The 24,184-nt window shown below is 62.2% G+C and carries 27 protein-coding genes and 1 tRNA gene; 21 read left to right on the top strand and 7 right to left on the bottom strand.

Translation table 11 applies throughout. The features are described 5' to 3' along the window. Window positions 1-529 precede the first annotated feature (529 nt). The 18 genes from RTQ83_RS11940 to RTQ83_RS11855 all read left to right on the top strand — a co-directional run bounded on the left by RTQ83_RS11940 (window position 530) and on the right by RTQ83_RS11855 (window position 16,238). Window positions 530-1,357 (top strand): alpha/beta hydrolase, encoded by an 828-nt coding sequence (locus tag RTQ83_RS11940; RefSeq protein ID WP_312514630.1) that lies wholly within the window; start codon window positions 530-532, stop codon window positions 1,355-1,357. A gap of 98 nt (window positions 1,358-1,455) precedes the next feature. Continuing rightward, entirely contained in the window at window positions 1,456-2,226 is a 771-nt protein-coding gene (locus RTQ83_RS11935; RefSeq protein WP_312514628.1) for a TSUP family transporter, read from the top strand. 196 nt (window positions 2,227-2,422) lie between these two features. Next, complete coding sequence (gene mnmG / locus RTQ83_RS11930) at window positions 2,423-4,354, top strand: tRNA uridine-5-carboxymethylaminomethyl(34) synthesis enzyme MnmG (protein WP_312514626.1); 1,932 nt, start codon at window positions 2,423-2,425, stop codon at window positions 4,352-4,354. After that, a complete protein-coding gene (gene rsmG, locus RTQ83_RS11925) occupies window positions 4,351-5,001 on the top strand; it encodes a 16S rRNA (guanine(527)-N(7))-methyltransferase RsmG (protein ID WP_312514624.1) in 651 nt (216 codons plus the stop codon). Before mnmG ends, rsmG begins: the two co-directional genes overlap by 4 nt. Window positions 5,002-5,124: 123 nt before the next feature. Continuing rightward, a complete protein-coding gene (locus RTQ83_RS11920; protein ID WP_312514622.1) occupies window positions 5,125-5,895 on the top strand; it encodes an AAA family ATPase in 771 nt (256 codons plus the stop codon). 20 nt (window positions 5,896-5,915) lie between these two features. Beyond that, window positions 5,916-6,794 carry a ParB/RepB/Spo0J family partition protein gene (locus RTQ83_RS11915; protein ID WP_312514620.1) on the top strand — a complete coding sequence of 293 codons (879 nt, stop codon included), beginning with the start codon at window positions 5,916-5,918 and terminating at the stop codon, window positions 6,792-6,794. 353 nt (window positions 6,795-7,147) lie between these two features. Then, the gene (locus RTQ83_RS11910; RefSeq protein ID WP_312514617.1) at window positions 7,148-7,486 is read left to right on the top strand and encodes an ATP synthase subunit I; all 339 of its coding nucleotides are present in this window, start codon (window positions 7,148-7,150) and stop codon (window positions 7,484-7,486) included. Window positions 7,487-7,489: 3 nt separating this feature from the next. After that, window positions 7,490-8,326 (top strand): F0F1 ATP synthase subunit A, encoded by an 837-nt coding sequence (gene atpB, locus RTQ83_RS11905; RefSeq protein ID WP_290417862.1) that lies wholly within the window; start codon window positions 7,490-7,492, stop codon window positions 8,324-8,326. Window positions 8,327-8,413: 87 nt separating this feature from the next. After that, window positions 8,414-8,653 (top strand): F0F1 ATP synthase subunit C, encoded by a 240-nt coding sequence (gene atpE / locus RTQ83_RS11900; protein WP_056340707.1) that lies wholly within the window; start codon window positions 8,414-8,416, stop codon window positions 8,651-8,653. A 72-nt stretch (window positions 8,654-8,725) separates the two neighbouring features. Further along, complete coding sequence (locus RTQ83_RS11895; protein WP_312514613.1) at window positions 8,726-9,196, top strand: F0F1 ATP synthase subunit B; 471 nt, start codon at window positions 8,726-8,728, stop codon at window positions 9,194-9,196. A gap of 2 nt (window positions 9,197-9,198) precedes the next feature. Next, on the top strand, window positions 9,199-9,732 hold the full coding sequence (locus RTQ83_RS11890; protein ID WP_312514610.1) for a F0F1 ATP synthase subunit delta: 534 nt from the start codon (window positions 9,199-9,201) through the stop codon (window positions 9,730-9,732). An 85-nt stretch (window positions 9,733-9,817) separates the two neighbouring features. Next, a complete protein-coding gene (gene atpA, locus RTQ83_RS11885) occupies window positions 9,818-11,359 on the top strand; it encodes a F0F1 ATP synthase subunit alpha (RefSeq protein WP_312514608.1) in 1,542 nt (513 codons plus the stop codon). A gap of 56 nt (window positions 11,360-11,415) precedes the next feature. Continuing rightward, on the top strand, window positions 11,416-12,291 hold the full coding sequence (gene atpG / locus RTQ83_RS11880; protein WP_312514606.1) for a F0F1 ATP synthase subunit gamma: 876 nt from the start codon (window positions 11,416-11,418) through the stop codon (window positions 12,289-12,291). A gap of 60 nt (window positions 12,292-12,351) precedes the next feature. Further along, window positions 12,352-13,755: a F0F1 ATP synthase subunit beta gene (gene atpD / locus RTQ83_RS11875; protein WP_312514605.1), complete on the top strand. Its 1,404-nt coding sequence runs from the start codon at window positions 12,352-12,354 to the stop codon at window positions 13,753-13,755. 24 nt (window positions 13,756-13,779) lie between these two features. Next, window positions 13,780-14,202 carry a F0F1 ATP synthase subunit epsilon gene (locus RTQ83_RS11870; protein ID WP_312514603.1) on the top strand — a complete coding sequence of 141 codons (423 nt, stop codon included), beginning with the start codon at window positions 13,780-13,782 and terminating at the stop codon, window positions 14,200-14,202. Between the two features lie 182 nt (window positions 14,203-14,384). Further along, window positions 14,385-14,807, top strand: a complete 423-nt coding sequence (locus RTQ83_RS11865; protein ID WP_312514600.1) for a CoA-binding protein — start codon at window positions 14,385-14,387, stop codon at window positions 14,805-14,807. A gap of 71 nt (window positions 14,808-14,878) precedes the next feature. After that, window positions 14,879-15,460: a glutathione peroxidase gene (locus tag RTQ83_RS11860; protein ID WP_312514598.1), complete on the top strand. Its 582-nt coding sequence runs from the start codon at window positions 14,879-14,881 to the stop codon at window positions 15,458-15,460. 166 nt (window positions 15,461-15,626) lie between these two features. After that, window positions 15,627-16,238, top strand: a complete 612-nt coding sequence (locus tag RTQ83_RS11855; protein WP_312514596.1) for an OmpW family outer membrane protein — start codon at window positions 15,627-15,629, stop codon at window positions 16,236-16,238. On the opposite strand, the gene pabB is transcribed toward RTQ83_RS11855, so the two are convergent. The 5 genes from pabB to argB form a co-directional block, all read right to left on the bottom strand. Further along, entirely contained in the window at window positions 16,226-18,049 is a 1,824-nt protein-coding gene (gene pabB / locus RTQ83_RS11850; protein WP_312514680.1) for an aminodeoxychorismate synthase component I, read from the bottom strand. The genes RTQ83_RS11855 and pabB overlap by 13 nt on opposite strands. Before the next feature lie 17 nt (window positions 18,050-18,066). After that, window positions 18,067-18,645, bottom strand: a complete 579-nt coding sequence (gene slmA, locus RTQ83_RS11845; protein ID WP_312514594.1) for a nucleoid occlusion factor SlmA — start codon at window positions 18,643-18,645, stop codon at window positions 18,067-18,069. Window positions 18,646-18,653: 8 nt separating this feature from the next. Further along, the gene (locus RTQ83_RS11840; protein ID WP_312514592.1) at window positions 18,654-19,451 is read right to left on the bottom strand and encodes a pyrimidine 5'-nucleotidase; all 798 of its coding nucleotides are present in this window, start codon (window positions 19,449-19,451) and stop codon (window positions 18,654-18,656) included. A gap of 124 nt (window positions 19,452-19,575) precedes the next feature. After that, window positions 19,576-19,650, bottom strand: a tRNA-Thr gene (locus RTQ83_RS11835). Between the two features lie 70 nt (window positions 19,651-19,720). Then, a complete protein-coding gene (argB, locus tag RTQ83_RS11830; RefSeq protein ID WP_290417877.1) occupies window positions 19,721-20,650 on the bottom strand; it encodes an acetylglutamate kinase in 930 nt (309 codons plus the stop codon). A 146-nt stretch (window positions 20,651-20,796) separates the two neighbouring features. Here argB and RTQ83_RS11825 point away from each other — a divergent pair, with 146 nt between their 5' ends. Beyond that, window positions 20,797-21,018, top strand: coding sequence for a cysteine-rich CWC family protein (locus RTQ83_RS11825; protein ID WP_312514589.1), 222 nt, complete (start codon window positions 20,797-20,799; stop codon window positions 21,016-21,018). Between the two features lie 4 nt (window positions 21,019-21,022). Here the strand turns inward: RTQ83_RS11825 and RTQ83_RS11820 are convergent, their stop codons facing one another. After that, window positions 21,023-22,087 carry a PHB depolymerase family esterase gene (locus RTQ83_RS11820; RefSeq protein ID WP_312514587.1) on the bottom strand — a complete coding sequence of 355 codons (1,065 nt, stop codon included), beginning with the start codon at window positions 22,085-22,087 and terminating at the stop codon, window positions 21,023-21,025. 160 nt (window positions 22,088-22,247) lie between these two features. Further along, the gene (locus tag RTQ83_RS11815; RefSeq protein WP_312514585.1) at window positions 22,248-22,739 is read right to left on the bottom strand and encodes a hypothetical protein; all 492 of its coding nucleotides are present in this window, start codon (window positions 22,737-22,739) and stop codon (window positions 22,248-22,250) included. 151 nt (window positions 22,740-22,890) lie between these two features. Between RTQ83_RS11815 and RTQ83_RS11810 the strand changes: the two genes are divergently transcribed. After that, window positions 22,891-23,085: a DUF1289 domain-containing protein gene (locus tag RTQ83_RS11810; protein WP_312514583.1), complete on the top strand. Its 195-nt coding sequence runs from the start codon at window positions 22,891-22,893 to the stop codon at window positions 23,083-23,085. 92 nt (window positions 23,086-23,177) lie between these two features. After that, window positions 23,178-24,131, top strand: a complete 954-nt coding sequence (locus RTQ83_RS11805; RefSeq protein WP_312514581.1) for a nitronate monooxygenase family protein — start codon at window positions 23,178-23,180, stop codon at window positions 24,129-24,131. The last annotated feature ends 53 nt before the right edge of the window (window positions 24,132-24,184 follow it).

Here is a 24,184-nt window from a genome sequence, read left to right as displayed (position 1 = left end):
CGCAAAGCTCGTTATGTTTTATAACCAGTATCTGTATACACCGTTGATAGTAATGGTTAACACCTGCGCATTTCTGTGGAAAACCCGATTTAGCGTTGCAGAATCAGTCGTTTACTGTCGGGATAAGTCAGTGCATTGCTTGCCGGTCTGGTCGTTGGTAAATCTGGACAACATTTTTGCCTGTGCAAAAAGCGCGAGTTCTGCACAATCGATACCTGTGGATATCAAGTTGCTTATCCACAGACGGGGTCTGGACAGGCGTTTACGATCTGGTAAGCTCTGTTCCATCGAATCACGGCTCAGCGGAAATTCCATCTTTGTCCGCAGATCGTTCATGGGCTCGACTGCCGAAGTGCGGCGGCAGTTGCACCTCATGAACGCAGGCTTCGTCCGTTGATTGGCGAGCTGTCCCTTATCGAATGCGGGCCGATATTCGGGCATGGTATGGTTGGAAAGATCAGCTTGCTTCCTGTGCGACGTTGTTGATCGGCAGAGAAGCGCATTCCAACTTTGCCGTGAAGGATCTGCAATGGTCGTCGATTCACGCTTTGCCAAGGTCAATGGCCTTGACATGCATTTCGTCAGTAGCGGAACAGGCCGGCCGGTCCTGTTGCTGCACGGTTTCCCTGATACCCATGCGATCTGGCGTCATCAAATTCCAGCCCTGGCTGCCGCCGGGCTGCAGGTGATCTCTCCCGATTTGCGCGGCTATGGACGCACCGATGCGCCGTCCGATATCGCAGCATATTCAATTAATTTCCTGGCTGACGATGTCTTGCGTTTGATGGACGCACTCGGCATCGAAAAGGCATCGCTGGTCGGTCACGACTGGGGCGGCCTGATCGGGTGGCACCTGGCCATGCATGCGCCGGACCGGTTCGATCGCTATGCTGCGCTGTCCACCGGTCATCCTGCGGCGATCGCCCAAGCCGGCATTTCCCAGCATCTACGCTTTTGGTATGTCATGGTGTTCAAGACGCCGGTATTGGCCGAGCAACTGCTCCGTGCGAATGACTGGTTCGTCCTGCGGCAAATGATCAAGGACCCTGAGCAGCAGGAGATCTGGCGCATCCCGCTCGAGCCGGAAGGGCGGCTCACCGCTGCGCTCAATTACTACCGCGCCAATTTCAAGACCACCGCGCCGCGCCGCTGGAAGCCGGTCGATATTCCGGTGATGGGTGTGTGGAGCGATCAGGATCCCGCGCTTGGCGAAAAGCAGATGGCCGATTCGGTCCGGCACTGCCGCGCGGGTTTCCGCTTCGAACAGTTGAGCGGCGCCGACCACTGGATGCAGCTGTCGGCTACCCAGCGCTTGAATGCGTTGCTGGTCGATTTTCTTACCGGGCAGGGCAGGTAAGAGCGCTCAAGTTTTTCAGCAAAGGCAGCTTGCGGCACTGCGTCGGTACAGCCGGCTTGCCGTAAAATCTTGCTTCTGCTCTTCCTGAAAGTTCTTCCATGATTGACGTTGTGTGGCTCGGCGGCGCCGCGTTTGCCGCCGGCTTGGTCGATGCCGTTGTCGGCGGCGGTGGCCTGATCCAGATTCCCGCGATGTTCTCGCTGCTGCCGAAAGAGGCACCGGCCACCATCCTCGGTACCAATAAACTGGCAGCGATTTTCGGCACCGGTTCCGCGGCTGTGAGTTATGCGCGACGTGTCCGTGTCGCCTGGAGCACGGCGGCGCCGGCGGCAGTGGCTGCCTTTGCCTTGTCCTTCGTCGGCGCCTGGACGGTGACGCGGGTGCCTGCCGATTTCGTGCGCGCGCTGCTGCCGTTCATCCTGGTGGCGGTGGCGGTCTATACTTTCATGAAAAAGGATCTCGGCTCGGTGCATGCGCCTCTGCACAGCGGACTGGCGGAACGCTACTGGGCTATCGCGATCGGTGCGGCGATCGGTTTCTACGACGGCTTTTTCGGACCCGGTACCGGCAGCTTCCTGATCTTCCTGTTCGTACGCTTTTTTGGCTTCGATTTTCTGAGCGCGTCGGCGGCGGCCAAGATCGTTAATGTCGCCTGCAACTTTTCAGCACTGCTGTGGTTCGGGTACAGCGGCCACTTGTTGTGGCAGCTCGGTCTGCTGATGGCCGGATGCCAGATCGTCGGCTCGCTGGTCGGCACCCGGCTGGCGTTGAAGCACGGCAGTGGTTTTGTCCGCAAGCTGTTCCTGTTCGTGGTGACGGCGCTGATCGTAAAGACGGCCTATGACGCGTTCACAAAATTGGGCTGGTGATCCCGCTGTTCCACGTGAAACATCGAAGCCGGGTTATCCCGGCTTTTTTGTAGCTGTTTAACGTGAAACATTCGTCGGCATACCGATGAGCACTGTTTCACGTGGAACAAAATCTGTCGTTTTCAGCCCCTTGCCGAGTCCTACAGGAAAAAAGAATCTATAATCCCCGCTTAGCCTCCTCGCACCATTCCCCATCATGCTATTTCCTACTGAATTCGACGTCATCGTCGTCGGCGGCGGCCATGCCGGCACCGAAGCCGCGCTTGCGTCCGCGCGCACCGGTCAGAAGACTCTGCTGCTGACCCACAACATCGAAACCCTTGGCGCCATGTCCTGCAATCCATCGATTGGCGGCATCGGCAAGGGCCACCTGGTCAAGGAAGTCGACGCCCTCGGCGGCGCCATGGCCATCGCTACCGACGAGTCCGGTATCCAGTTCCGCATCCTGAACTCGTCCAAAGGTCCGGCCGTGCGCGCCACCCGCGCCCAGGCCGACCGCGTCCTGTACAAGGCGGCGATCCGTTCGCGCATCGAGAACCAGCCGAACCTGTGGCTGTTCCAGCAGGCCGTCGATGACCTGATGGTGGAGGGCGACCGCGTGGTCGGCGCCGTCACCCAGGTCGGCCTCAAGTTCCGCGCCCGCGCCGTGGTGCTCACCGCCGGCACTTTCCTCGACGGGAAGATCCACGTCGGCCTGCAGAACTACTCCGGCGGCCGTGCCGGCGACCCGCCCGCGACCTCGCTGTCCGCTCGCCTGAAAGAACTCAAGCTGCCGCAAGGCCGCCTGAAGACCGGCACGCCGCCGCGCATCGACGGCCGCAGCATCGACTTCTCGGTGCTGACCGAACAGCCGGGCGACCTCGATCCGGTGCCGGTGTTCTCTACCATGGGCACCACCGCCATGCACCCGCGCCAGGTGCCATGCTGGGTCACCCACACCAACGAGAAAACCCACGACATCATCCGCTCCGGCCTGGACCGCAGCCCGATGTACACCGGCGTGATCGAAGGTGTCGGCCCGCGCTATTGCCCGTCGATCGAAGACAAGATCCACCGCTTCGCCTCGAAAGAGTCGCACCAGATCTTCCTCGAACCGGAAGGCCTCACCACCAACGAGTTCTACCCGAACGGGATCTCGACCAGTCTGCCGTTCGACGTGCAGCTGGACCTGGTGCGCTCGATGCGCGGACTGGAGAATGCCTTCATCCTGCGTCCCGGTTATGCGATCGAATACGACTACTTCGACCCGCGCGGCCTGAAGGCATCGCTCGAGACCAAGTCGATCAAGGGCCTGTTCTTCGCCGGTCAGATCAACGGCACCACCGGCTATGAAGAGGCTGCGGCCCAGGGCCTGCTCGCCGGCCTCAACGCCGCGCTGCAAACCAAGGGAGAAGAAGCCTGGACCCCGGGCCGTTCGGAAGCCTATCTTGGCGTACTGGTCGACGACCTGACCACGCAAGGCGTGGCCGAGCCATACCGCATGTTCACCAGCCGCGCCGAATATCGCCTGTCGCTGCGCGAGGATAATGCCGACATGCGCCTGACCGAGACCGGCCGCAAGCTGCGACTGGTTGGCGACGCCCAGTGGGCCGCCTTCGAGACCAAGCGTGAATCGGTGGCGCGCGAGCTGGAACGCCTGCGCTCGACCTGGGTCAACCCGCGCATCCTGGCCGCGGCCGAATCCGAGCGCGTGGTGGGGCAGGCGATCGAACGCGAGTACAACCTGGCCGACTTGCTCAGACGTCCGGGCGTGGTGTACGACACCCTGGTCAGCATGCAGGGCGTCGACGGTCAGCCACTGGGTGGACCTGGCGTGGAGGATCCTGCAGTGAAGGAACAGGTCGAAATCCAGCTCAAGTATTCGGGCTATATCGATCGCCAGGCGCGTGAAGTCGAACGTCACGACCACTACGAAAACCTGAAGCTGCCCGAGAACCTGAACTACCTGGAGATCGTGGCCCTGTCGATCGAAGTGCGCCAGAAGCTGGACAAGCAGCGTCCGGAAACCCTGGGCCAGGCGTCGCGCATCTCAGGCGTGACCCCGGCGGCGATCTCGCTGCTGCTGGTGCACCTCAAGAAGCGCGGCGCCAAGGGCTTTACCAGCGCTCCGGTGGAGGCAGCTGAATGAAATACGCCTTCAACCGCGACCAACTGGCCAAGGTGCTGCAAGAAGGCATCGAGGAAATGAAGCTCGGCATCGACGCGGCACAGCAGGACAAGCTGATGGCTTACCTGCAGCTGATGCACAAGTGGAACGGCGTCTACAACCTGACCTCGCTGCGCGACCCGATGCAGATGGTCACCCACCACCTGCTCGATTCGCTGGCGGCAGTGCCGGCCTTCGTCGCCGCCCACAACGTGCTGGACGTGGGCGCCGGCGGTGGCCTGCCGGGCATCGTGCTGGCGATCATGCGCCCGGACATGAAAGTGTCGATGATCGACACCGTGCACAAAAAAACAGCCTTCCTCATGCAAGTGAAGGCGGAGCTGGGCCTGGCCAACGTGACCGTTTACACGATGAAGGTGCAGGACCTGACGGTGCGCGACAAATTCGACGTCATCACTTCGCGCGCTTTCGCCGACCTATCCGACTTCGTCAACTGGTCAGGGCACCTGCTGGCCGAGGGCGGCAAATTCATCGCCTTGAAAGGCACGGCGCCAAGCGAGGAGCGCGAGCGGGTGCCACAGGAATGGCGGGTGAGCGATCTGCAGCCGCTGCAAGTGCCAAAGCTGGGAGCGGAACGGCACCTGGTCTATATCGAGCGGAACGGTTAAACGAAATAGATCGTATAAAGCGTATAAACAGTTTATAAGGTTTATACAGTATGAATGGTTAATACGATTCGTACTGTATTAATCATATAGAGCCTTATTGCACCATCCTACGGACAAGAATAGATGGCGAAGATTTTTTGCGTTGCGAACCAGAAGGGTGGAGTCGGCAAGACCACCACCACCGTCAACCTGTCGGCCGGCCTGTCGAAACTGAACCAGCGCGTGCTGCTGGTCGACCTCGACCCGCAGGGCAATGCCACCATGGGCGCCGGCATCAACAAGGCGTCGCTGGAAAGCTCGATCTACCAGGTGCTGCTGGGCGAGGCCGACGTTACCAGCGCGCGGGTGCGCTCGGAAGCAGGGCGCTTCGACGTGCTGCCCGCCAACCGCGAACTGGCCGGCGCCGAAGTCGAGATGGTCTCGCTGGATAACCGCGAGCGGCGCCTGAAGGAGGCCCTGGCCGCGGTCGACGGCGAATACGACTTCATCCTGGTCGACTGCCCGCCGGCGCTGTCGCTGCTGACGCTGAATGGCTTGTGCGCCGCGCATGGCGTGATCATTCCGATGCAGTGCGAGTACTACGCACTCGAGGGTCTGTCGGACCTGGTCAACACCATCAAGAAGGTGCACGCTAACCTGAATACCGATCTGAAGATCATCGGGCTGCTGCGCGTGATGTTCGATCCGCGCATGACGCTGTCGCAGCAGGTGTCGAGCCAGCTCGAGCAGCACTTCGGCGACAAGGTGTTCCGCACCATCATCCCGCGCAACGTGCGCCTGGCCGAAGCGCCGTCCTACGGCATCCCGGGCGTGACCTTCGATCCGTCGTCGAAAGGCGCGCAGGCGTACATCGCCTTCGGCGCCGAGATGGTCGAACGCATCAAGACAATGTAATCGCCAGGAGAACATAGAACATGGCAACCAAAAAACTGAAAGGACTCGGCCGCGGTCTCGACGCCCTGCTCGGCGGCGACAGCGCACCGGAGGCGGCCAGCGCGCAACTGCCGTCGACCCTGAAGGTCGACCAGATCCAGGCCGGCAAATACCAGCCGCGTACCCGCATGGACGAAACTAGCCTGTCCGAGCTGGCCGCCTCCATCAAAACCCAGGGCATCATGCAGCCGGTGCTGGTGCGTCCGCTCGGCGCGGGCAGCCCGGTGCCGTACGAGATCATCGCCGGCGAACGCCGCTTCCGTGCGGCGCAGATGGCCGGGCTGGAAGAGATCCCGGTGCTGGTGCGCGAAGTCGACGACCAGGCCGCGGCCGCGATGGCCCTGATCGAGAACATCCAGCGCGAAGACCTGAACCCGCTCGAAGAAGCGCAAGGCATCCAGCGTTTGATCTCGGATTTCAATTTCACCCATGAGCAGGCGGCGCACGCGGTCGGCCGTTCGCGCAGTGCGGTGTCGAACCTGCTTCGCCTGATCAACCTGGCGCAGCCGGTGCAGACTATGCTGATGGCAGGGGATATCGACATGGGCCACGCCCGCGCCTTGCTCGCGGTGGACAGCGCGAACCAGATCACGCTGGCCAATCACGTGATCGCGAAACGGCTGTCGGTGCGCGAGACCGAAAAGCTGGTGGCACGCGCGATCGAGGAACAGAACGCGCCGACCCCTTCCGCGCGCGCCAAGGAGAAAGCGGGCGACATCGTGCGCCTGGAAGAAGAGCTGTCGGATCACCTGGCAACGCCGGTGATGTTCAAGATGGGGCCGAAGGGGAAGGGGCAGCTGATCATCGATTTCGCCGACCTCGATATCCTCGACGGTGTGCTGGCGCGGCTGCGCGCGTAAGAAATCAGGGAGGCGACCCGGTTGGTCGGGGTAGCGTTGAACGCGTCGGCGGCGGAGCCGCCAACGCGTCCAACATACGTCTCCTAACCACCACGCTTACATACACCCCACGTCAGCACGCACTCACTCCACCCCGATTGTCAATTCCACCACGCGGCAGCAATCTTCCTTAAGTAACTGAAAATATTGCTGATTCGTACCGCAACGTGTCACATTTTCGTCATCTTTACGCACCAGTTATAAGTTGGGAATCGTTTGACTCACGTCCGTATAACCACTTATAATTCCGGCGATTCATGTAATTACCACATCGTAGTTCGTCCAAAATGCGCTGGCGCGAGACCTAAAAGAATATGCTGCGCATCGTTTCCCTGCAGTTGATAGCAACAGTCGTCGTCGGCGTCATCGCCGCACTTCTGGGGGGATGGTCTGCGATGTTTTCGGCAGTACTGGGCGGTTTGTGTTGTGTTGTGCCCAACAGCATCATGGCAGTTCGCCTGTTCGCCGCGACACATAAGCCGGGCGGAGCGAGTCCTGCGACATTCTTCATCTGGGAATTTGTAAAGATCATATTGACGGTAGCGCTACTGTTCGCTACCGCCAAGCTGTACCACGATCTGAACTGGCTGGCGCTACTCGCCGGGTTCTTCGTGGCGCTGAAAAGTTACATCATCTTATTATTTAGGCACTGACACATGGCGACCCCAATCGAACACGGCGCAGCGCACGCCCCGACCCCGTCCGAGTACATTACTCACCACCTCGGCCACCTGTCGAACAAGCATCAGGACTTCGTGGTCGACTTCAGTGTCTTCAACTACGATACCATTTTCTGGTCGATCGCCATGGGCGTGGTCGGTTCGCTGTTCATGTGGATGGCCGCGCGTAAAGCCACCTCGGGCGTGCCGGGCCGCTTCCAGGCTGCCGTCGAACTGCTGGTCGAGATGGTCGAAGACCAGTCGAAATCGATCGTGCACGGCGACCGCAGCTTCATCGCCCCTGCCGCACTGACCGTGTTCGTCTGGGTCGCCCTGATGAACTCGCTGGACTTCCTGCCGGTCGACATGTTCTCGTCGTTCTTCAACGCCGTCGGCCTGGGCGAAGCGATTCCTTACCACCGAGTGGTCCCGACCGCCGACCTGAACGGCACCCTGGGCATTTCCCTCGGCGTGCTGGCCCTGATGCTGTACTACAGCGTCAAGATCAAGGGCCTGGGCGGCTGGATCCACGAACTGTTCGCAGCACCGTTCGGCATCTGGATGGCGCCGTTCAACCTGCTGTTGAACATCATCGAATACGCAGCAAAAACCGTGTCGCTCGGTATGCGACTGTTCGGCAACATGTATGCCGGTGAGCTGCTGTTCCTCTTGATTGCTCTGCTCGGCTCCATGGCCACCGTGTTTGGTGTGGTTGGTCACATCATCGCGGGTTCGATCTGGGCGATCTTCCACATCCTGATCGTGTTCCTGCAGGCATTCATCTTCATGATGCTGACGCTGGTGTATATCGGTCAGGCCCATGAAGGCCACTGATCGGCGCCGCAAGCATCGAACAAGATAGTGGTTGTAAAGAAGTTGTAGTTTTTAATCTAGTTTTTAATTTAACTTTTGGAGTTTCACATGACTGACCTTTCTTTCGTTGCACTGGCTTGCGGTTTGATCATCGGCCTGGGCGCCATCGGTGCTTGCATCGGTATCGCAATCATGGGCGGTAAGTACCTGGAAGCCTCGGCACGTCAGCCAGAACTGATGAACACCCTGCAAACCAAGATGTTCCTGCTGGCCGGTCTGATCGACGCGGCATTCCTGATCGGCGTCGGTATCGCCATGCTGTTCGTGTTCGCACGCCCATTCAGCTAATCAAGCAACGTTTGATCTGAAGCGCCGAACCTTCCTGGGTTCGGCATCCGTTTTTGTGAGAAGGAATTTACCGTGAACATCAACGCAACGTTGTTTGTGCAGTTCGCCGTGTTCTTCATCCTGGCGATCTTCACGATGAAATTCGTGTGGCCTCCGCTGATGAAGGCGCTCGACGAGCGCGCCGCGAAGATTGCAAGTGGTCTGGCTGCCGCCGACCGTGGCAAGGCCGACCTGGCTGCCGCCGAAAAGCGCGTGCAGACCGAACTGGCCGGCGCCCGTGACGAAGTCCAGAAGCGCATCAACGACGCTGAAAAGCGCGCTGCTGCGATCATCGAAGAAGCCAAGCGCACCGCCGCCGAAGAAGGCGCACGCATCGTTGCCGCCGCCAAGGCCGACGCCGAACAGCAAGTCACGCGCGCGCGCGAAGAACTGCGTGGCCAGGTCGCGACCCTCGCGGTTGCCGGCGCCGAGCAGATCCTGAAGCGTGAAGTCAACGCAGCGGCCCACGCCGACCTGCTGTCGAAACTGTCGACCGAGCTCTGATCATGGCAGAACTCGCAACCGTCGCCCGCCCTTACGCCGAAGCGCTGTTCCGTGTCGCCCAAACCGGCGACATGAACGCGTGGTCGGCCATCGCGTCGGAACTGGGCCAGATCGGCGCCATTCCCGATGTGCAGGCTTTCGCCAGCAACCCGAACGTCAAGCACGCACAACTGGCGGACACGATTGCGTCGCTGGTCAAGGCTCCGCTGAACGCTGAAGCGAAGAACTTCATCGCGATGCTGGCCGAAAACGGCCGCATCAACCTGCTGCCCGAGATCGGCGCCCAGTTCGCCGTCCTCAAGAATGCGAGCGAAGGCGCAGCCGACGCCGCGATCTACAGCGCGTTCGAGATCTCGAGCGAACAGGTCGCAAGCCTGGTCGCCACGCTGGAAAAGAAATTTGGCCGCAAGCTCAACCCAACGGTAACAGTGGATCCTTCGCTGATCGGTGGTGTGCGCGTGGTCGTTGGTGACGAAGTGCTCGATACCTCGGTACGCGCCAAGCTGCAACAGATGCATGTTGCGCTGGCTGCCTAAGCCCGAGCAGAAAAGCATCGCACTCGCAGCCGGCGTTCCCGCCCTTGCCCTACGCATCAAGAAACTATAATTGGAGTTAGCAAGCATGCAACTTAACCCATCTGAAATCAGCGAACTGATCAAGAGCCGGATCCAGGGCCTCGAAGGTTCCGCTGACGTTCGCAACCAAGGCACCGTGATCTCGGTCGCCGACGGTATCTGCCGCATCCATGGTCTGTCGGACGTGATGCAGGGCGAGATGCTGGAATTCCCTGGCAACACCTTCGGTCTGGCGATGAACCTCGAGCGCGACTCGGTCGGCGCCGTGATCCTGGGTGCTTACGAGCACATCTCGGAAGGCGACACCGTCAAGACCACCGGCCGCATCCTGGAAGTGCCGATCGGTCCGGAACTGCGTGGCCGCGTCGTCAACGCACTGGGCCAGCCGATCGACGGCAAAGGTCCGATCGCTACCACCCTGACCGCGCCGATCGAAAAGATCGCCCCGGGCGTCATCGCCCGTGAGTCGGTGTCGCAGCCAATGCAGACCGGCATCAAGTCGATCGACGCGATGGTGCCGATCGGCCGTGGCCAGCGTGAGCTGATCATTGGCGACCGCCAGACCGGTAAATCGGCTGTTGCAGTCGACGCGATCATCAACCAGAAGGGTCAAGGCGTCACCTGCGTGTACGTCGCGATCGGCCAGAAGGCTTCGACCATCAAGAACATCGTGCGTTCGCTGGAACAGCACGGCGCGATGGAATACACGATCGTCGTCGCCGCATCGGCGTCGGAATCGGCAGCGATGCAATACATCTCGGCCTACTCGGGCTGCGCGATGGGCGAATACTTCCGCGACCGCGGCGAAGACGCGCTGATCGTGTACGACGACCTGTCGAAGCAAGCCGTCGCTTACCGCCAGATTTCGCTGCTGCTGCGCCGCCCACCAGGCCGCGAAGCGTACCCAGGCGACGTGTTCTACCTGCACAGCCGTCTGCTGGAACGCGCAGCACGCGTGAACGCCGACTATGTCGAAAAGTTCACCAACGGCGCCGTCACCGGCAAGACCGGTTCGCTGACCGCACTGCCGATCATCGAAACCCAGGCTGGCGACGTCTCGGCATTCGTGCCGACCAACGTGATTTCGATTACCGACGGCCAGATCTTCCTGGAGACCTCGCTGTTCAACGCCGGTATCCGTCCTGCGATCAACGCCGGTATCTCGGTGTCGCGCGTCGGTGGCGCTGCCCAGACCAAAGTCATCAAGGGCCTGTCGGGCGGTATCCGTACCGACCTGGCGCAGTACCGTGAACTGGCTGCGTTCGCGCAGTTCGCATCGGACCTGGACGAATCGACCCGCAAGCAGCTGGACCGCGGCGCACGCGTCACCGAACTGCTGAAGCAGCCGCAGTTCTCGCCGCTGTCGACCTCGGCAATGGCCGCATCGCTGTTCGCCGTCAACAAGGGCTACCTGGACGATATCGAAGTCAAGAAAGTGCTGCCGTTCGAACACGGTCTGCACGCTTTCCTGAAGTCGGGTCACGCTGCCCTGATGGCAAAGATCGACGAAACCAAGCAACTGGACAAGGACAGCGAAGCAGCACTCGCCGCCGCCGTTGCTGATTTCAAGAAATCCGGCGCATATTAATCGTCAAGCCGGCGTCGTGTGAGCACGACGCCGGTGCGCGCAAGGAGTAAGGACTCATGGCAGCAGGCAAAGAGATTCGTGGCAAGATCAAGAGCGTAGAGAATACGAAGAAGATCACCAAGGCGATGGAAATGGTCGCCGCATCGAAAATGCGCAAGGCGCAGGATCGCATGCGCGCCGCCCGTCCCTATAGTGAGAAGGTTCGTAGCATCACCGCCAATCTGGCCAATGCAAACCCGGAGTACACGCACGCGTTCATGGCGCAAGCCAAGCACGTGCAGGCGAAGGCTGTGGGCTTCATCGTCATCACGACCGACAAAGGTCTGTGCGGCGGCATGAACACCAACATCCTGCGTCAGGTAACGCAGAAGGCGCGCGAACAGGAACTGGCGGGCAACCGCGTCGAGGCAGTTGCCATTGGCAACAAGGGCCTGGGCTTCCTGAACCGCGTCGGCATGAAGCTGGTCTCGCAAGCGACCCAGCTGGGCGATGCGCCGCACCTGGAAAAACTGATCGGCCCGGTGAAAGTGATGCTGGACGCGTATCAGGAAGGCAAGCTGGACGCCGTCTACCTGTGCTACACCAAGTTCATCAACACGATGAAGCAGGAACCGATGGTCGAGCAGCTGCTCCCGCTGCCGGCAGCGCACCTGGAAACCCAGGCCGGCGCGCACAGCTGGGACTACCTGTACGAACCGGATGCACAGGTCGTCATCGACGAACTGCTGGTGCGTTACGTCGAAGCGCTGGTGTACCAGGCAGTGGCTGAAAACCTGGCGTCCGAGCAATCGGCACGCATGGTCGCGATGAAGGCCGCGAGCGATAACGCCGGCAGTGTCATCAGCGACCTGAAGCTGGTCTACAACAAGACCCGCCAGGCTGCGATTACCAAAGAACTCTCCGAGATCGTGTCGGGCGCCGCAGCAGTCTAACTGCCGCCGCCAACCGATCAAGTAAACGAATCCAACTATATAAAATCTGAAGGAACGAACATGGCTGAAGGCAAAATCGTTCAGTGTATCGGCGCCGTGGTTGACGTGGAATTCCCACGTAACGCCATGCCGAAAGTGTACGACGCACTGAAAATGGAAGGCTCGGACCTGACCCTGGAAGTCCAGCAACAGCTGGGCGACGGCGTGGTCCGCACCATTGCTCTGGGCAGCTCGGACGGCATGCGTCGCGGCATGATCATCCAGAACACCGGCAATCCGATCATGGTTCCGGTCGGCACCCCGACCCTGGGCCGCATCATGGACGTGCTGGGCAACCCGATCGACGAATGCGGTCCGGTCAGCCACGAGCGCATGGCCTCGATCCACCGTGACGCGCCTGCGTACGACGAGCTGTCGCCATCGACCGACCTGCTGGAAACCGGCATCAAGGTCATCGACCTGGTGTGCCCGTTCGCCAAGGGCGGTAAAGTCGGCCTGTTCGGCGGCGCCGGTGTCGGCAAGACCGTCAACATGATGGAACTGATCAACAACATCGCCAAGGCACACTCGGGTCTGTCCGTGTTCGCCGGCGTGGGTGAGCGTACCCGTGAAGGTAACGACTTCTACCACGAAATGGCCGATGCAAAAGTCGTCGACCTGGAAAACCCGGCCAACTCGAAAGTGGCGATGGTCTACGGTCAGATGAACGAACCACCAGGCAACCGTCTGCGCGTCGCGCTGACCGGTCTAACCATGGCGGAAGCGTTCCGTGACGAAGGCAAAGACGTTCTGTTCTTCGTCGACAACATCTACCGTTACACCCTGGCCGGTACCGAAGTCTCGGCACTGCTGGGCCGTATGCCGTCGGCGGTGGGCTACCAGCCAACCCTGGCCGAAGAGATGGGCCGTCTGCAAGAGCGCATCACCTCGACCAAGACCGGTTCGATCACCTCGATCCAGGCCGTGTACGTCCCTGCGGATGACTTGACCGACCCGTCGCCTGCAACCACCTTCGCCCACCTGGACTCGACCGTCGTTCTGTCGCGTGACATCGCTTCGCTGGGTATCTACCCTGCGGTCGACCCGCTCGATTCGACCTCGCGCCAGCTGGATCCGCTGGTCGTCGGTGAAGAGCACTACGCCACCGCGCGCGCCGTGCAGAACACCCTGCAGCGCTACAAGGAACTGCGTGACATCATCGCGATTCTGGGCATGGACGAACTGGCACCGGAAGACAAGCTGGTCGTCGCACGCGCTCGCAAGATGCAGCGCTTCCTGTCGCAGCCGTTCCACGTCGCTGAAGTCTTCACCGGCGCACCAGGCAAGTACGTTTCGCTGAAAGACACGATCAAGGGCTTCAAGATGATCTCGTCGGGCGAACTGGACCACCTGCCGGAACAAGCGTTCTACATGGTCGGCACGATCGAAGAAGCAATCGAAAAAGCCAAGAAACTGGCTGCCTAAGTCGGCTTCTTTCGAAGGACACACATGGCAACTACATTTCAAGTGGACGTGGTCTCGGCCGAAGAGCAGATCTTCTCCGGCCAGGCTGAATTCGTCGCGCTGCCGGGTGAAACGGGTGAGCTGGGTATCTACCCACGCCACACCCCGCTGATCACGCGCATCCGCCCGGGCGCGGTGCGCGTCCAGCTTGCCGGCGGCGGCGAAGAGTTCGTCTTCGTGGCCGGCGGTATCCTGGAAGTGCAGCCGAACGGCGTCACCGTGCTGGCCGACACCGCGATCCGCGGTGGCGACCTGGACGAAGCGAAAGCGACCGCCGCCAAGAAGCAGGCTGAAGAACTGATGCTGAACAAGGATTCGAAGATCGACTACGCGAAAGCCCAGGCCGAAATGGCCGCGGCGATCGCGCAGCTGGCTGCGATCCAGAAGCTGCGTTCGAAAGGCCGTTGAGCTTAAACGGCTCGGCAAACAAGAGGGCAGCCTGCGGGCTGCCTTTTTTTTCGTCCTGACTTTCGTCCTGACGGCGCCTGGCTCCGGTGCGAAGCCGTCGCCGCTGCCGCACGTACCGACAGCCGAGGAAGATGCAAACCTGCTAAGCTAGCTCCAACGCCAACATCCCCCACGATGCCCCCATGAGAAGCATTGCCCAGATCCTCAGCGACAGCAAAACCATCGCCATCGTCGGCATGTCCGACAAGCCTGAGCGCGCCAGCAACGAAGTCGGCGCTTACTTGCAGCAGGCCGGCTACCGTGTCATTCCCGTTAATCCGGCCTATGCCGGCCAGACCATCCACGGCGAGCAGGTGTATGCCACGCTGCAGGAAGCCGCGGATGCGCTGGGCGCAGACGGTCAGCGCATCGACATCGTCGATTGCTTCCGCAAGTCCGAGGACATCCCGCCGATCGCGCGCGACGCGATCGCGGTGCATGCCGGCTGCCTGTGGATGCAGCTCGAGATCGAGAACCAGCAGGCGGCCGACCTGGTGCGCGCCGCGGGCCTGGACGTGGTCATGAACCACTGCATCAAGATCGAGCATCGCAGCCTGAACGCCTGAAGCTGGTGGCCAATGCGCGGCCGTCCATACGCTACAATCATGGCCACTCAACCGCCAGTGGAATCCACGCCATGATCAAGACCGCCGCCTTGCTGCTCGCCACGTTTGCCGCCGCCAGCTTCACCCAGCCTGCACAGGCGCAAGCGGCGCCGGTCGCCGCGCTGACCAAGAGCCCGGCCGCCTGCCCGGCGCTGCTCAAGCATAGCTTCAAACGCCTGCAGGATGAAGCGCCGCAGGACCTGTGCCAGTACGCCGGCAAGGTGGTGCTGGTAGTGAACACGGCTAGTTACTGCGGCTATACCAAGCAGTACGAAGGACTGGAAAAGATCTTCGCCAAGTACGGCGGCCGCGGCTTCGTGGTGCTGGGCTTCCCGTCGAACGACTTCAACCAGGAGTCGGGCAACGCCAAGGAAATCGCCGACCTGTGCTTCAACACCTACGGCGTGAAGTTCCCGATGTTCGCCAAGAGCTCGGTGAAGGGTGCGCAGGCCAATCCGCTGCACGCCAGCCTGGCCAAGATTACCGGCCAGGAACCGAAGTGGAATTTCAATAAATACCTGATCGGGCGCGACGGCAAGGTCATCGAATACTTCCCGAGCAAGGTCGCGCCGGAAGATGCGCAGCTGACCAGCAAGATCGAAGCGGCGCTGTAATCGTAGGGTTGGCGGCTTCGCCGCCAACCTACATAAGCAAAGCAACTATCTCTCGATAGGCCATACTTATAGTGTGGGCATTTTGATCTACATCAACGTTTCTTCATCGCCTCATCAATAAGCTTACCTATGTCGCACATGACATAAAACGAAAGGTAAGAAAAAAATGAAAACGATGATGAAATCCGTGGTGGTGGCCCTGATCGCTGTGGCAGCTTCGCAGGCGATGGCCCAGGAATCCCCGTGGCTGGTGCGTGCCCGCGCCGTGCACATCGACCCGGACAACAAATCGACCCCGGTGGCAGGTAGTGGTGCGTCGGACCGCATCGACGTGGAATCGAAGACCATCCCGGAACTGGACATCAGCTACTTCTTCACGCCGAACTTCTCGGCTGAACTGATCCTGACTTATCCACAGAAACACAAGGTGCGCCTGGACGGCGCCGAGATCGGCAGCTTCAAGCACCTGCCGCCGACCCTGACCGCGCAATACCACTTCGCGCCGGGCGCCACCATCAATCCGTACGTCGGCATGGGCGTGAACTACACCCGCATCTCGAAGGTGCGCCTGCTGGACGGCGCCGGTGACCTGGAAAACGACAGCTGGGGCCTGGCGCTGCAAGCCGGTGTCGACTTCCGCATCGACGAGCACTGGTCGATCAATGCCGACATCAAGAAAGTGAACATCCGTAGCGATGTGTACGTGGGCGGCGCCAACGCCAGCCACTTGAAGGTCGATCCGCTGCTGTTCGGCCTGGGCGTCGGTTACCGCTTCTGAACGAGGACGGCGCGCAGCGGGCCGCGCAAGGCATTGCAGACGACGATGTCGTCGGCCCGCTCCAGCATCTCGCGCGTGATCACGCGCTCGCTGGCATTCCATGCCGGCGCTTCCAGCATCACGCCACGCATCACGCCGGGCAGCAGTCCGGATGACAGCGGCGGCGTGAACCAGCATTCACCAACGCGCACGAACACGTTGCTGCGTCCACCTTCCGTCAACTCTCCGCGCTCGTTGAAGAACAGGGCATCGAAGGCGCCTTGCGCCTCGGCGGCTTTCCACGCGGCGTCGTAGCGCGTGCGAACACTGGTCTTGTGGTGCAGGAAGACGTCGCCGCTGTGCGTGGTTTCGTTGGCCAGCACCAGTGTCACCGGTTCCTGCAAGGGCGCCAGCGGGCCGGAGGTCAGCGACAGTTCGCCGGCCGGCGACACCGCCAGGCGCAGGCGGTGTACCTGGCCAGGGGGCAGGGCCAGGCAGGCTTCTAGCAGCATCGTCCGCGCCTCATCGCGTGCGAACGGAAAACCGAAATACGCGCAGGAGGCCCCCAGTCGATCGAGGTGGCGTTCCACATGACGCGGACCGTCATCCCACGACGCGCGCAGGGTCTCGAACAGATCGAAGTCATTGCGCAGGCCGGTGAGAAAGCGTGCCTTCAACTGGCACTCGGCATATTCGCCCTGCGCATCGCTGTCGAAGACGATGCCGGCACCGACGCCGAGTTCTCCGCGCCGCACGCCATCGTGTTCCTGCCCGAGCGCCAGCGTGCGGATCGGCACCGACAGGCAGAAGTCCCTGAACGGTTTGTTATCCACAGGCGGATCGAACCAGCCGATCGCGCCCGTGTAGATGCCGCGCGCAGCCGGCTCCAGTTCGTGGATGATCTCCATCGTGCGCCGCTTGGGCGCACCGGTGATCGAGCCACATGGATAGAGCGCCGCGAAGATCTGCGCCAGCGTCGCATCCTCGCGCAGGCGCGCCTGTACGGTGGATGTCATCTGCAGCACGGCGCCGTAGCGCTGCACGTCGAACAGGGCAGGTACCTCGACGCTGCCGGTCTGCGCCACGCGACCGAGGTCGTTGCGCAGCAGGTCGACGATCATCAGGTTCTCGGCGCGGTTCTTGGTGTCGTGCGCCAGCTCCTTCGAATGTTCCGCATCGAGCGTCGCATCGCCGCTGGCGGGCGCCGTACCCTTCATCGGCCGCGCCATCAGTACGCCCGCATCGTGACGCACGAACAGCTCGGGCGAGAACGACAGCAGCGCGGCGCCATCCGGCAGGCACACCAGGGCGCCATACGGTACCGGCTGACGCGCGCGCAGCCGCGCATACAGGCCGAACAGCGAACCAAAGGCGTCGAAGCGCAGCCGATACGTGTAGTTGACCTGGTAGGTATCGCCGGCCGCGATGTAGTCGCGGATGCGGCCGATCGCAGCAACGAACGCCGCTTCATCGACGTTGGCTTGAATACCGGCCACGCCGGCCGGCGCACCATCGGGCACGCGCGAGTCCAGCCACGACTCGACCTGCGACCCGTTCAGGTGCTCGCACTGCGTGAACAGCAGTACCTGCGCCAGCGCTCCATCCTGCCGATGCGCCGGCAGGCCGTCGAGGTGCGCGCCCAGCTCATAGCTCAGGAGCGGCACCGCATACAACCCGCGTCTCAGCGCGTCCTGCAGCGCGTCGAGCAGGGGCGGCCAGCCGGCGGCATCGTCGCAGCGCAGCGTGCCCGCATGCCCGCTGTACAGGCGCGAGCGGGCCTCCCCGGCGGCGCGGGCATCGTCGAGCAGTGCGAAGACGTCGCCGGCGTGCATGGTGCTCAAACGCTCTGTCAGGCCGCCAGCAGCAGCGACAGCTGCAGGGTGGTGCCTTCCGCCGGATTGAGCTTGAAGCCGCTCTTGGCGAAACGGTGCCAGCGTCCGGTGACGTAGTTCACCAGCAGGCTGGCGCGCGCGGCGACGTCGGCTTCCTGGCCGTGCCCCTGGGTGACGGCAAGGCGCAGCGCGCCCTTGAACGCCAGCTCGATCTTGTCGTAGAACGCGTTCATGCGGTGCTGCAGGCGCTCGTCCTCGTTGACCAGCACATCGCCGATCAGCACGCGCGTCATGCCCGGATTGTTGGCCGCGAAGCCGAGCAGCATGTTGAGCATCGCGTACGCCTGTTCCAGACCGCCTTCTTCCTTCTCGGTGATCTGGTTGATGACGCCGAACACCGACGACTCGATGAATTCGATCAGTCCCTCGTACATCTGCGCCTTGCTGGCGAAATGGCGGTACAGCGCTGCTTCGGACACCGACAGCCGCGCGGCCAAGGCGGCGGTCGTGATTTTCTCTCCCTTCGGCTGCTCGAGCATCGAGGCCAGGGCCTGGAGGATCTGCAGCTTGCGCTGGCCTGGCTTGGTGCTTGCCATGGAAATCCCTAGTAGTTGTTGTTGGGTCGGCGCGACTGCGAACGCAGCTTGGAAAGCCGCATTGGAAGTTGCCGCACGGATTTTACTTTGACATTGACGTAACCGGGGCATTTCAGGGTCCGCGGCAGCGGCGCTTTTCCGATCGGGTCGCTCATTTTCAGGTATTGCGTGACCCAGACCGTGCGCACGCCGAGCTGGCGCGCGGTGCGCAGGTTGGCCAGCGTGTCTTCGACCAGGATGCAGCGGTGCGCGGCGACGCCGTGCTTGCGCAGCAGCCGGCGCAGCATCAGCTTCGATGGCTTGGGCCGCAGCTGCCCATGCACGTGCATGTGTTCGATCGCCACGTGGTGTGAGAAATGGTTGTGCAGCTTCAGGCGGCGCACGATCTCGGTCGAATAGCTGTTCGGCGCATTGGTCAGCAGGATCTTGCGGCCCGGCAGGCGACGCAGCAGGCGGCCCAGGCCGCGCTCGGCGCGCAGCAGCGCTTCCAGGGGGCCGATGTCGTGGGTCTGCTGCAGGAAGTCGGCGGCGCACACCTGGTGGTGGCGGATCATGCCGAGCAGGGTGGCGCCATAGCGCTGCCAGTAGCCGCGCCGTGCGGCGTCGACCATCTCCTGGGTGCACGGCTCGCCGCCGGCGCTGAGCACGCGCGCGATGTACGTGTTCATGTTGGCGCTGATGGCCGGGAATATCGCGTGCGAAGCGTCGTGCAGGGTGTTGTCGAGGTCGAACAGCCAGACCGGCGCATGCAGGCTTGAAATTGCGGACGAGGTTGCCACAGCAGGGAGAGAGAATGATTGCAACATGCGATTATAGCCAGCGCTCATGACGGCGTCATGGCAGGCAGCACGAATGCAATGGTCGAACGTGCTCTTGGCGCGACGATGCGGCAAGCGGACAGATCAGGGGGATAAAACAGGGGAGGGGGGATGGTGCCCTTGACGTGGATTGAACACGTGGCCTCTCCCTTACCAAGGGAGTGCTCTACCACTGAGCTACAAGGGCGGGTAGATCCTCGGCGGGCAAAGCCCGCTTGAGACTTGATTCCTTGCGGCAGAGTTTCCGCCGCAAAAAATTAGTGAGACCGGATCATAGTGCCAAAAGCCTGTTCCGTCAAGACTTCGAGCAACAAAGAGTGTTCGATGCGGCCGTCGATGATGTGGACGGTATTGACGCCCGACTTGGCGGCGTCCAGCGCCGACGAGATTTTCGGCAGCATGCCGCCCGAAATCGTGCCGTCCGCGAACATCTCGTCGATCTCGCGCGCCGACAGGTCGGTCACCAGATTGCCCGACTTGTCCTGCACGCCGGCGATGTTGGTCATCATGATCAGCTTTTCGGCTTTCAGGATTTCCGCGATCTTGCCGGCGACCACGTCGGCGTTGATGTTGTAGGCCTGGCCGTCGTGGCCGAAGCCGATCGGCGAGATGATCGGGATGAAGGCGTCGTCCTGCAGCGCTTTCACGACCGCCGGATTGATCGCTTCGATTTCGCCAACAAAACCGATGTCCAGGAACTCGCCTGGTTTTTCCTTGTCAGGCATGGCCATGCGGCGTGCGCGGATCAGGCCGCCGTCCTTGCCGGTCAGGCCCACGGCCTGGCCGCCGTAGTGGTTGATCAGCATGACGATGTCCTGCTGCACTTCGCCGCCCAGCACCCACTCCACCACTTCCATGGTTTCTTCGTCGGTGATGCGCATGCCCTGCACGAAGGTGCCCTGCTTGCCGATCTTTTTCAGGGCGTTGTCGATCTGCGGACCGCCGCCGTGCACCACCACCGGGTTCATGCCCACCAGCTTGAGCAGGATGACGTCACGTGCGAAGCCGTGTTTCAGGCGCTCGTCGGTCATGGCGTTGCCGCCGTATTTGATGACGATGGTCTTGCCGTGGAAATTGCGGATGTACGGAAGCGCTTCGGCCAGGATTTGCGCCTTGATCGCCGGCGAGACACCGGTCAGGTCGCTGTTCTGGTCGTCGGTCTTCAGGCTGGTCAATTGAGCGTTCATGGAGGGTCCGAAATAAATGTCGCGAGATTTTACAGGCAATGCCATAAAAACAGCGTAAACCTTGTGGAAGATCGGTGGCGTTCTGTTGTATTTTATGGCAGCAATCGCTACTGTACTCCTGCCATGACAATCCCGTTGTTCGCCTCATGTTTCCACGCCGTACCGACAAGGGTGGCGCGATGAGTATCTGCACCCGCTGCGGGGCCGAATTCGGCTGCGCGATGGCCGATGGCGCGCCTGAGCCGTGCTGGTGCACGGCGCTGCCGCCGGCGGTGGCGGTGCCATCCGAAGCGGTCGGCTGCTGGTGTCCCGCCTGCCTGAAAGCATACATCGCGGCGCAGTCTGCACCGCCTGCAGAACCGGCGTGAGCGTTCAACGCCGCGTGCGGAAGAAGCGCATCATTTCGCGGCTGGCATCCGGTCCCCGGTCATCGGTGTAGCTGCCGCGCGCATTGCCGCCGAACCAGGCATGGCCGGCGCCGTGCACCAGCCAGTGTTCCGCACGGATGATGCCGTCGTCGCCCGGGTACAGTGTGCGCGTATAGGCGTGCCCGTCCGGCACCCGGCCCGGCTCGGCCGTGCCCGGCTGCGTCAGATGGCGCACCAGCTCGTCGCCGTTGGCCGGATGCACGGTGGTGTCGCGGTCGCCGTGGAACACGATGATCGGCAACACGCGTCCGGGCGCCTGGGCGCGCCGGAAGTCGCCCTTCATCGCCGCCAGCGCCGACGGCAGGTCGTGTGCCGATGCGAACGGCAGGCCGGAATGCACGCCCACCGCTGCGTACAGGTCCGGATACAGCGTGCCCATGATGGTGGCCATCGCGCCGCCGGCCGACAGCCCGGCCACGTAGACCTGGCCCGGGTCGACCGCATGCTGGCGCATCACCTCGCGCGTCATGCCGGCGATGATCGACGGCTCGCCCTGGTCGCGGCGCTGGTCGACCGCGCTGAACCAGTTCCAGCAGCGCGAGGCATTGGCGCTGCTGCTTTGCGCCGGGTACAGCACCAGGCAGCCGACTTCTTCCGCCAGCAGGTTCATGCCGGTGCCCTTGGCGAAATCGTCCGGATCCTGGCCGCAGCCGTGCAGCATCACTACCAGCGGCGCCGGCGCGCCGGTGTAACTGGCCGGCACGTACAGCTTGTAGTCGCGGCGGCCGGCGGCGTTGGCGAAGCTGGCGTCGATGAATCCGCCTGCGAAGGTGGTGCGTGGGCGGGACGCGCCCTGCAGTGGTGGTGCTTCGGGCGCCGTGAACGGCGTGGTGAACGGGACGGCGAAGTCGCGCATCTGGCGTTGCATCTGGCGCTGGGTTTCTTTCTGCACGGCGCTGGCGCTCTTCATCGCGTGCCGTACTGCGGCTCCGGGTCCGCCGGGCGCCGTACCCCACAGCGTGCGGGTGGCGCTGCGCATTTGCGCAAGCAATTTCCGGTTGAGCTTCATCGCTTCTCCTTTTTGTGCAGTGCACAAACCGCAATGTCGGTGCAAAGGCTTACACGAACCTTGCATGCTGTTGCCGAACAGCCCACGAAGCCGGGGAATTCTGTCAGTGACACCGGTAGCCGCCGCTCTCCTGAAAGCATGTTGACATAGCTCAGGCGTTCTACAAACAGCTTTCGACGTAATCGACAGCCGGTTTCAGTCCGCCGCGCATGCGTGTCAGCTTGCCGTGGCTGGTCTCGAACACCAGTGCCTTATCGGCGCCCTGCGCCAGCACCAGGTACTGGCCGTGTTCGTCGTATTTGTGTGGTTGGGCGCGCAATGCCGGCTTGTGGCGCTGCGCGTCGCGGGCCGACATGCGCGCCGTGATGCCGGCGCTGTTGCGGATAACGGTCTTGGCGTCGGCGCGGGTGATCACGCCTTGCTCGACCATGAACGACACGCTGGGATAGCGCTTGAAGCGCACGATCGAGCAAGCCGGATCGGCGGGACGCGGCGCGGCGCGCTGGCCGAGGCGGCGCTCGACCGCATCGAGCCGGTCACCGAAATGGATCTTGCCGTAGCCGTCGGGGCTGAGCATTTGGGCCGCGGCCGTGCCAGAGGCCAGGGTCGAGGCGGCAAGAGCGGCCGCCAGCATCAGGGAACGCATGTTCATCGAAACCTCCTGCAATCGATTCAATAGCGCACTGCTCCACAGGCAACGCGTCCTGGCGAGTATAGTGGCCTGCCAGCAAAAGCAGCGCTGGCCAGCCGATGGGGCGATAATTCCCGCTCCGGCCCGCGCCGCATTCATCTCTTGGAAACCTATGTCGCCCGAATTGCCATCCCCCGTTCCTTCCCCCTGCATCAACGTCTGCGAAATGGCGCCGGAAACCGGCCTGTGCCGCGGTTGCCTGCGCACGATCGACGAGATCGTCGCCTGGGGCGGCGCCAGCGAGGATGAGAAGCGCGCGGTGTGGGCCGAGATCCGCCGGCGCGAAACGCAGATCCAGTGGGACTGAAAGCTTTAGAGGCAAAAATCTAGCACGACCGTTCTTTTTCCGGGCTATCATGCCCGCTGACATCCGATCAACCGACCACCGAAAGCCCGCCCATGACGATGCCCGCTGCGCTGCAAAACCTGTCCCTTCCCGTCATCGCTTCGCCGATGTTCATCGCCAGCGGTCCCGCGCTGGTGGCGGCCCAGTGCAAGGCCGGCATCGTCGGCTCGTTCCCGGCCCTCAACGCCCGCCCGGCCGAGCTGCTCGACACCTGGCTGCTTGAGCTGCAGCGCGAGCTGGCCGACTACGCTGCCGCCAACCCCGGTGCCAAGGTCGGCCCGATCGCGGTCAACCAGATCGTGCACCAGTCGAACGACCGCCTGGCGCATGACGTCGAGGTGTGCGTGAAGCACCAGGTACCGATCATCATCTCCTCGCTGCGCGCGCCGCCGCGCGAGATGCTCGACGCCGTGCACTCCTACGGCGGCATCGTGCTGCACGACGTGGTCTCGATCCGTCACGCCGAGAAGGCGCTGGAGGCGGGCGTGGATGGCCTGATCCTGGTCGCGGCCGGCGCCGGCGGCCACGCGGGCGCGCTGTCGCCGTTCGCGCTGGTGGGCGAGGTGCGCAAGTTCTTCAAGGGGCCGATCGCGCTGTCCGGGTCGATCGCGACTGGTGATGCGATCCTGGCGGCGCAGGCGATGGGGGCGGACTTCGCGTATATCGGTTCGCGCTGGCTGGCGACCAAGGAGTCGAATGTCAGCGATGGTTATCGCGATGCGATTGTCGAATCGAACGCGGCGGACGTGGTGTACACCAATCTGTTCACGGGCGTGCACGGCAACTACCTGAAGAAATCGATCGTGGCGGCGGGGCTGGATCCGGACAACCTGCCGGAATCGGACAAGAGCAAGATGAGCTTCGGTTCGGGCACGGCCAAGGCCTGGCGCGATATCTGGGGCGCGGGGCAGGGCGTGGGCTTGATGAACGATGTGCCGTCGGTGGCGGAGATGGTCGAGCGTTTGAAGCAGGAATACGCGGCGGCGCGCTCGCGCCTGGCGTTGTAATTTGCGCGGGTGTGCGAGCGGTGGTTGAGCGCGTCGGCGGCACAGCCGCCAAC

It is taken from the genome of Massilia sp. (genome assembly GCF_031995545.1).
In the GTDB taxonomy this organism is placed as follows: Bacteria; Pseudomonadota; Gammaproteobacteria; order Burkholderiales; family Burkholderiaceae_D; genus Telluria.
The sequence above is the reverse complement of the archived record's forward strand: the minus strand, read 5'-3'. Positions and strand labels throughout refer to the sequence as shown.

Coding starts and splice junctions, on each gene's coding strand:
- RTQ83_RS11940 (WP_312514630.1), top strand. CDS start 530: ATGGTCGTCGATTCACGCTTTGCCAAGGTCAATGGCCTTGACATGCAT.
- RTQ83_RS11935 (WP_312514628.1), top strand. CDS start 1,456: ATGATTGACGTTGTGTGGCTCGGCGGCGCCGCGTTTGCCGCCGGCTTG.
- mnmG (WP_312514626.1), top strand. CDS start 2,423: ATGCTATTTCCTACTGAATTCGACGTCATCGTCGTCGGCGGCGGCCAT.
- rsmG (WP_312514624.1), top strand. CDS start 4,351: ATGAAATACGCCTTCAACCGCGACCAACTGGCCAAGGTGCTGCAAGAA.
- RTQ83_RS11920 (WP_312514622.1), top strand. CDS start 5,125: ATGGCGAAGATTTTTTGCGTTGCGAACCAGAAGGGTGGAGTCGGCAAG.
- RTQ83_RS11915 (WP_312514620.1), top strand. CDS start 5,916: ATGGCAACCAAAAAACTGAAAGGACTCGGCCGCGGTCTCGACGCCCTG.
- RTQ83_RS11910 (WP_312514617.1), top strand. CDS start 7,148: ATGCTGCGCATCGTTTCCCTGCAGTTGATAGCAACAGTCGTCGTCGGC.
- atpB (WP_290417862.1), top strand. CDS start 7,490: ATGGCGACCCCAATCGAACACGGCGCAGCGCACGCCCCGACCCCGTCC.
- atpE (WP_056340707.1), top strand. CDS start 8,414: ATGACTGACCTTTCTTTCGTTGCACTGGCTTGCGGTTTGATCATCGGC.
- RTQ83_RS11890 (WP_312514610.1), top strand. CDS start 9,199: ATGGCAGAACTCGCAACCGTCGCCCGCCCTTACGCCGAAGCGCTGTTC.
- atpA (WP_312514608.1), top strand. CDS start 9,818: ATGCAACTTAACCCATCTGAAATCAGCGAACTGATCAAGAGCCGGATC.
- atpG (WP_312514606.1), top strand. CDS start 11,416: ATGGCAGCAGGCAAAGAGATTCGTGGCAAGATCAAGAGCGTAGAGAAT.
- atpD (WP_312514605.1), top strand. CDS start 12,352: ATGGCTGAAGGCAAAATCGTTCAGTGTATCGGCGCCGTGGTTGACGTG.
- RTQ83_RS11870 (WP_312514603.1), top strand. CDS start 13,780: ATGGCAACTACATTTCAAGTGGACGTGGTCTCGGCCGAAGAGCAGATC.
- RTQ83_RS11865 (WP_312514600.1), top strand. CDS start 14,385: ATGAGAAGCATTGCCCAGATCCTCAGCGACAGCAAAACCATCGCCATC.
- RTQ83_RS11860 (WP_312514598.1), top strand. CDS start 14,879: ATGATCAAGACCGCCGCCTTGCTGCTCGCCACGTTTGCCGCCGCCAGC.
- RTQ83_RS11855 (WP_312514596.1), top strand. CDS start 15,627: ATGAAAACGATGATGAAATCCGTGGTGGTGGCCCTGATCGCTGTGGCA.
- pabB (WP_312514680.1), bottom strand. CDS start 18,049: ATGCACGCCGGCGACGTCTTCGCACTGCTCGACGATGCCCGCGCCGCC.
- slmA (WP_312514594.1), bottom strand. CDS start 18,645: ATGGCAAGCACCAAGCCAGGCCAGCGCAAGCTGCAGATCCTCCAGGCC.
- RTQ83_RS11840 (WP_312514592.1), bottom strand. CDS start 19,451: ATGTTGCAATCATTCTCTCTCCCTGCTGTGGCAACCTCGTCCGCAATT.
- argB (WP_290417877.1), bottom strand. CDS start 20,650: ATGAACGCTCAATTGACCAGCCTGAAGACCGACGACCAGAACAGCGAC.
- RTQ83_RS11825 (WP_312514589.1), top strand. CDS start 20,797: ATGTTTCCACGCCGTACCGACAAGGGTGGCGCGATGAGTATCTGCACC.
- RTQ83_RS11820 (WP_312514587.1), bottom strand. CDS start 22,087: ATGAAGCTCAACCGGAAATTGCTTGCGCAAATGCGCAGCGCCACCCGC.
- RTQ83_RS11815 (WP_312514585.1), bottom strand. CDS start 22,739: ATGAACATGCGTTCCCTGATGCTGGCGGCCGCTCTTGCCGCCTCGACC.
- RTQ83_RS11810 (WP_312514583.1), top strand. CDS start 22,891: ATGTCGCCCGAATTGCCATCCCCCGTTCCTTCCCCCTGCATCAACGTC.
- RTQ83_RS11805 (WP_312514581.1), top strand. CDS start 23,178: ATGACGATGCCCGCTGCGCTGCAAAACCTGTCCCTTCCCGTCATCGCT.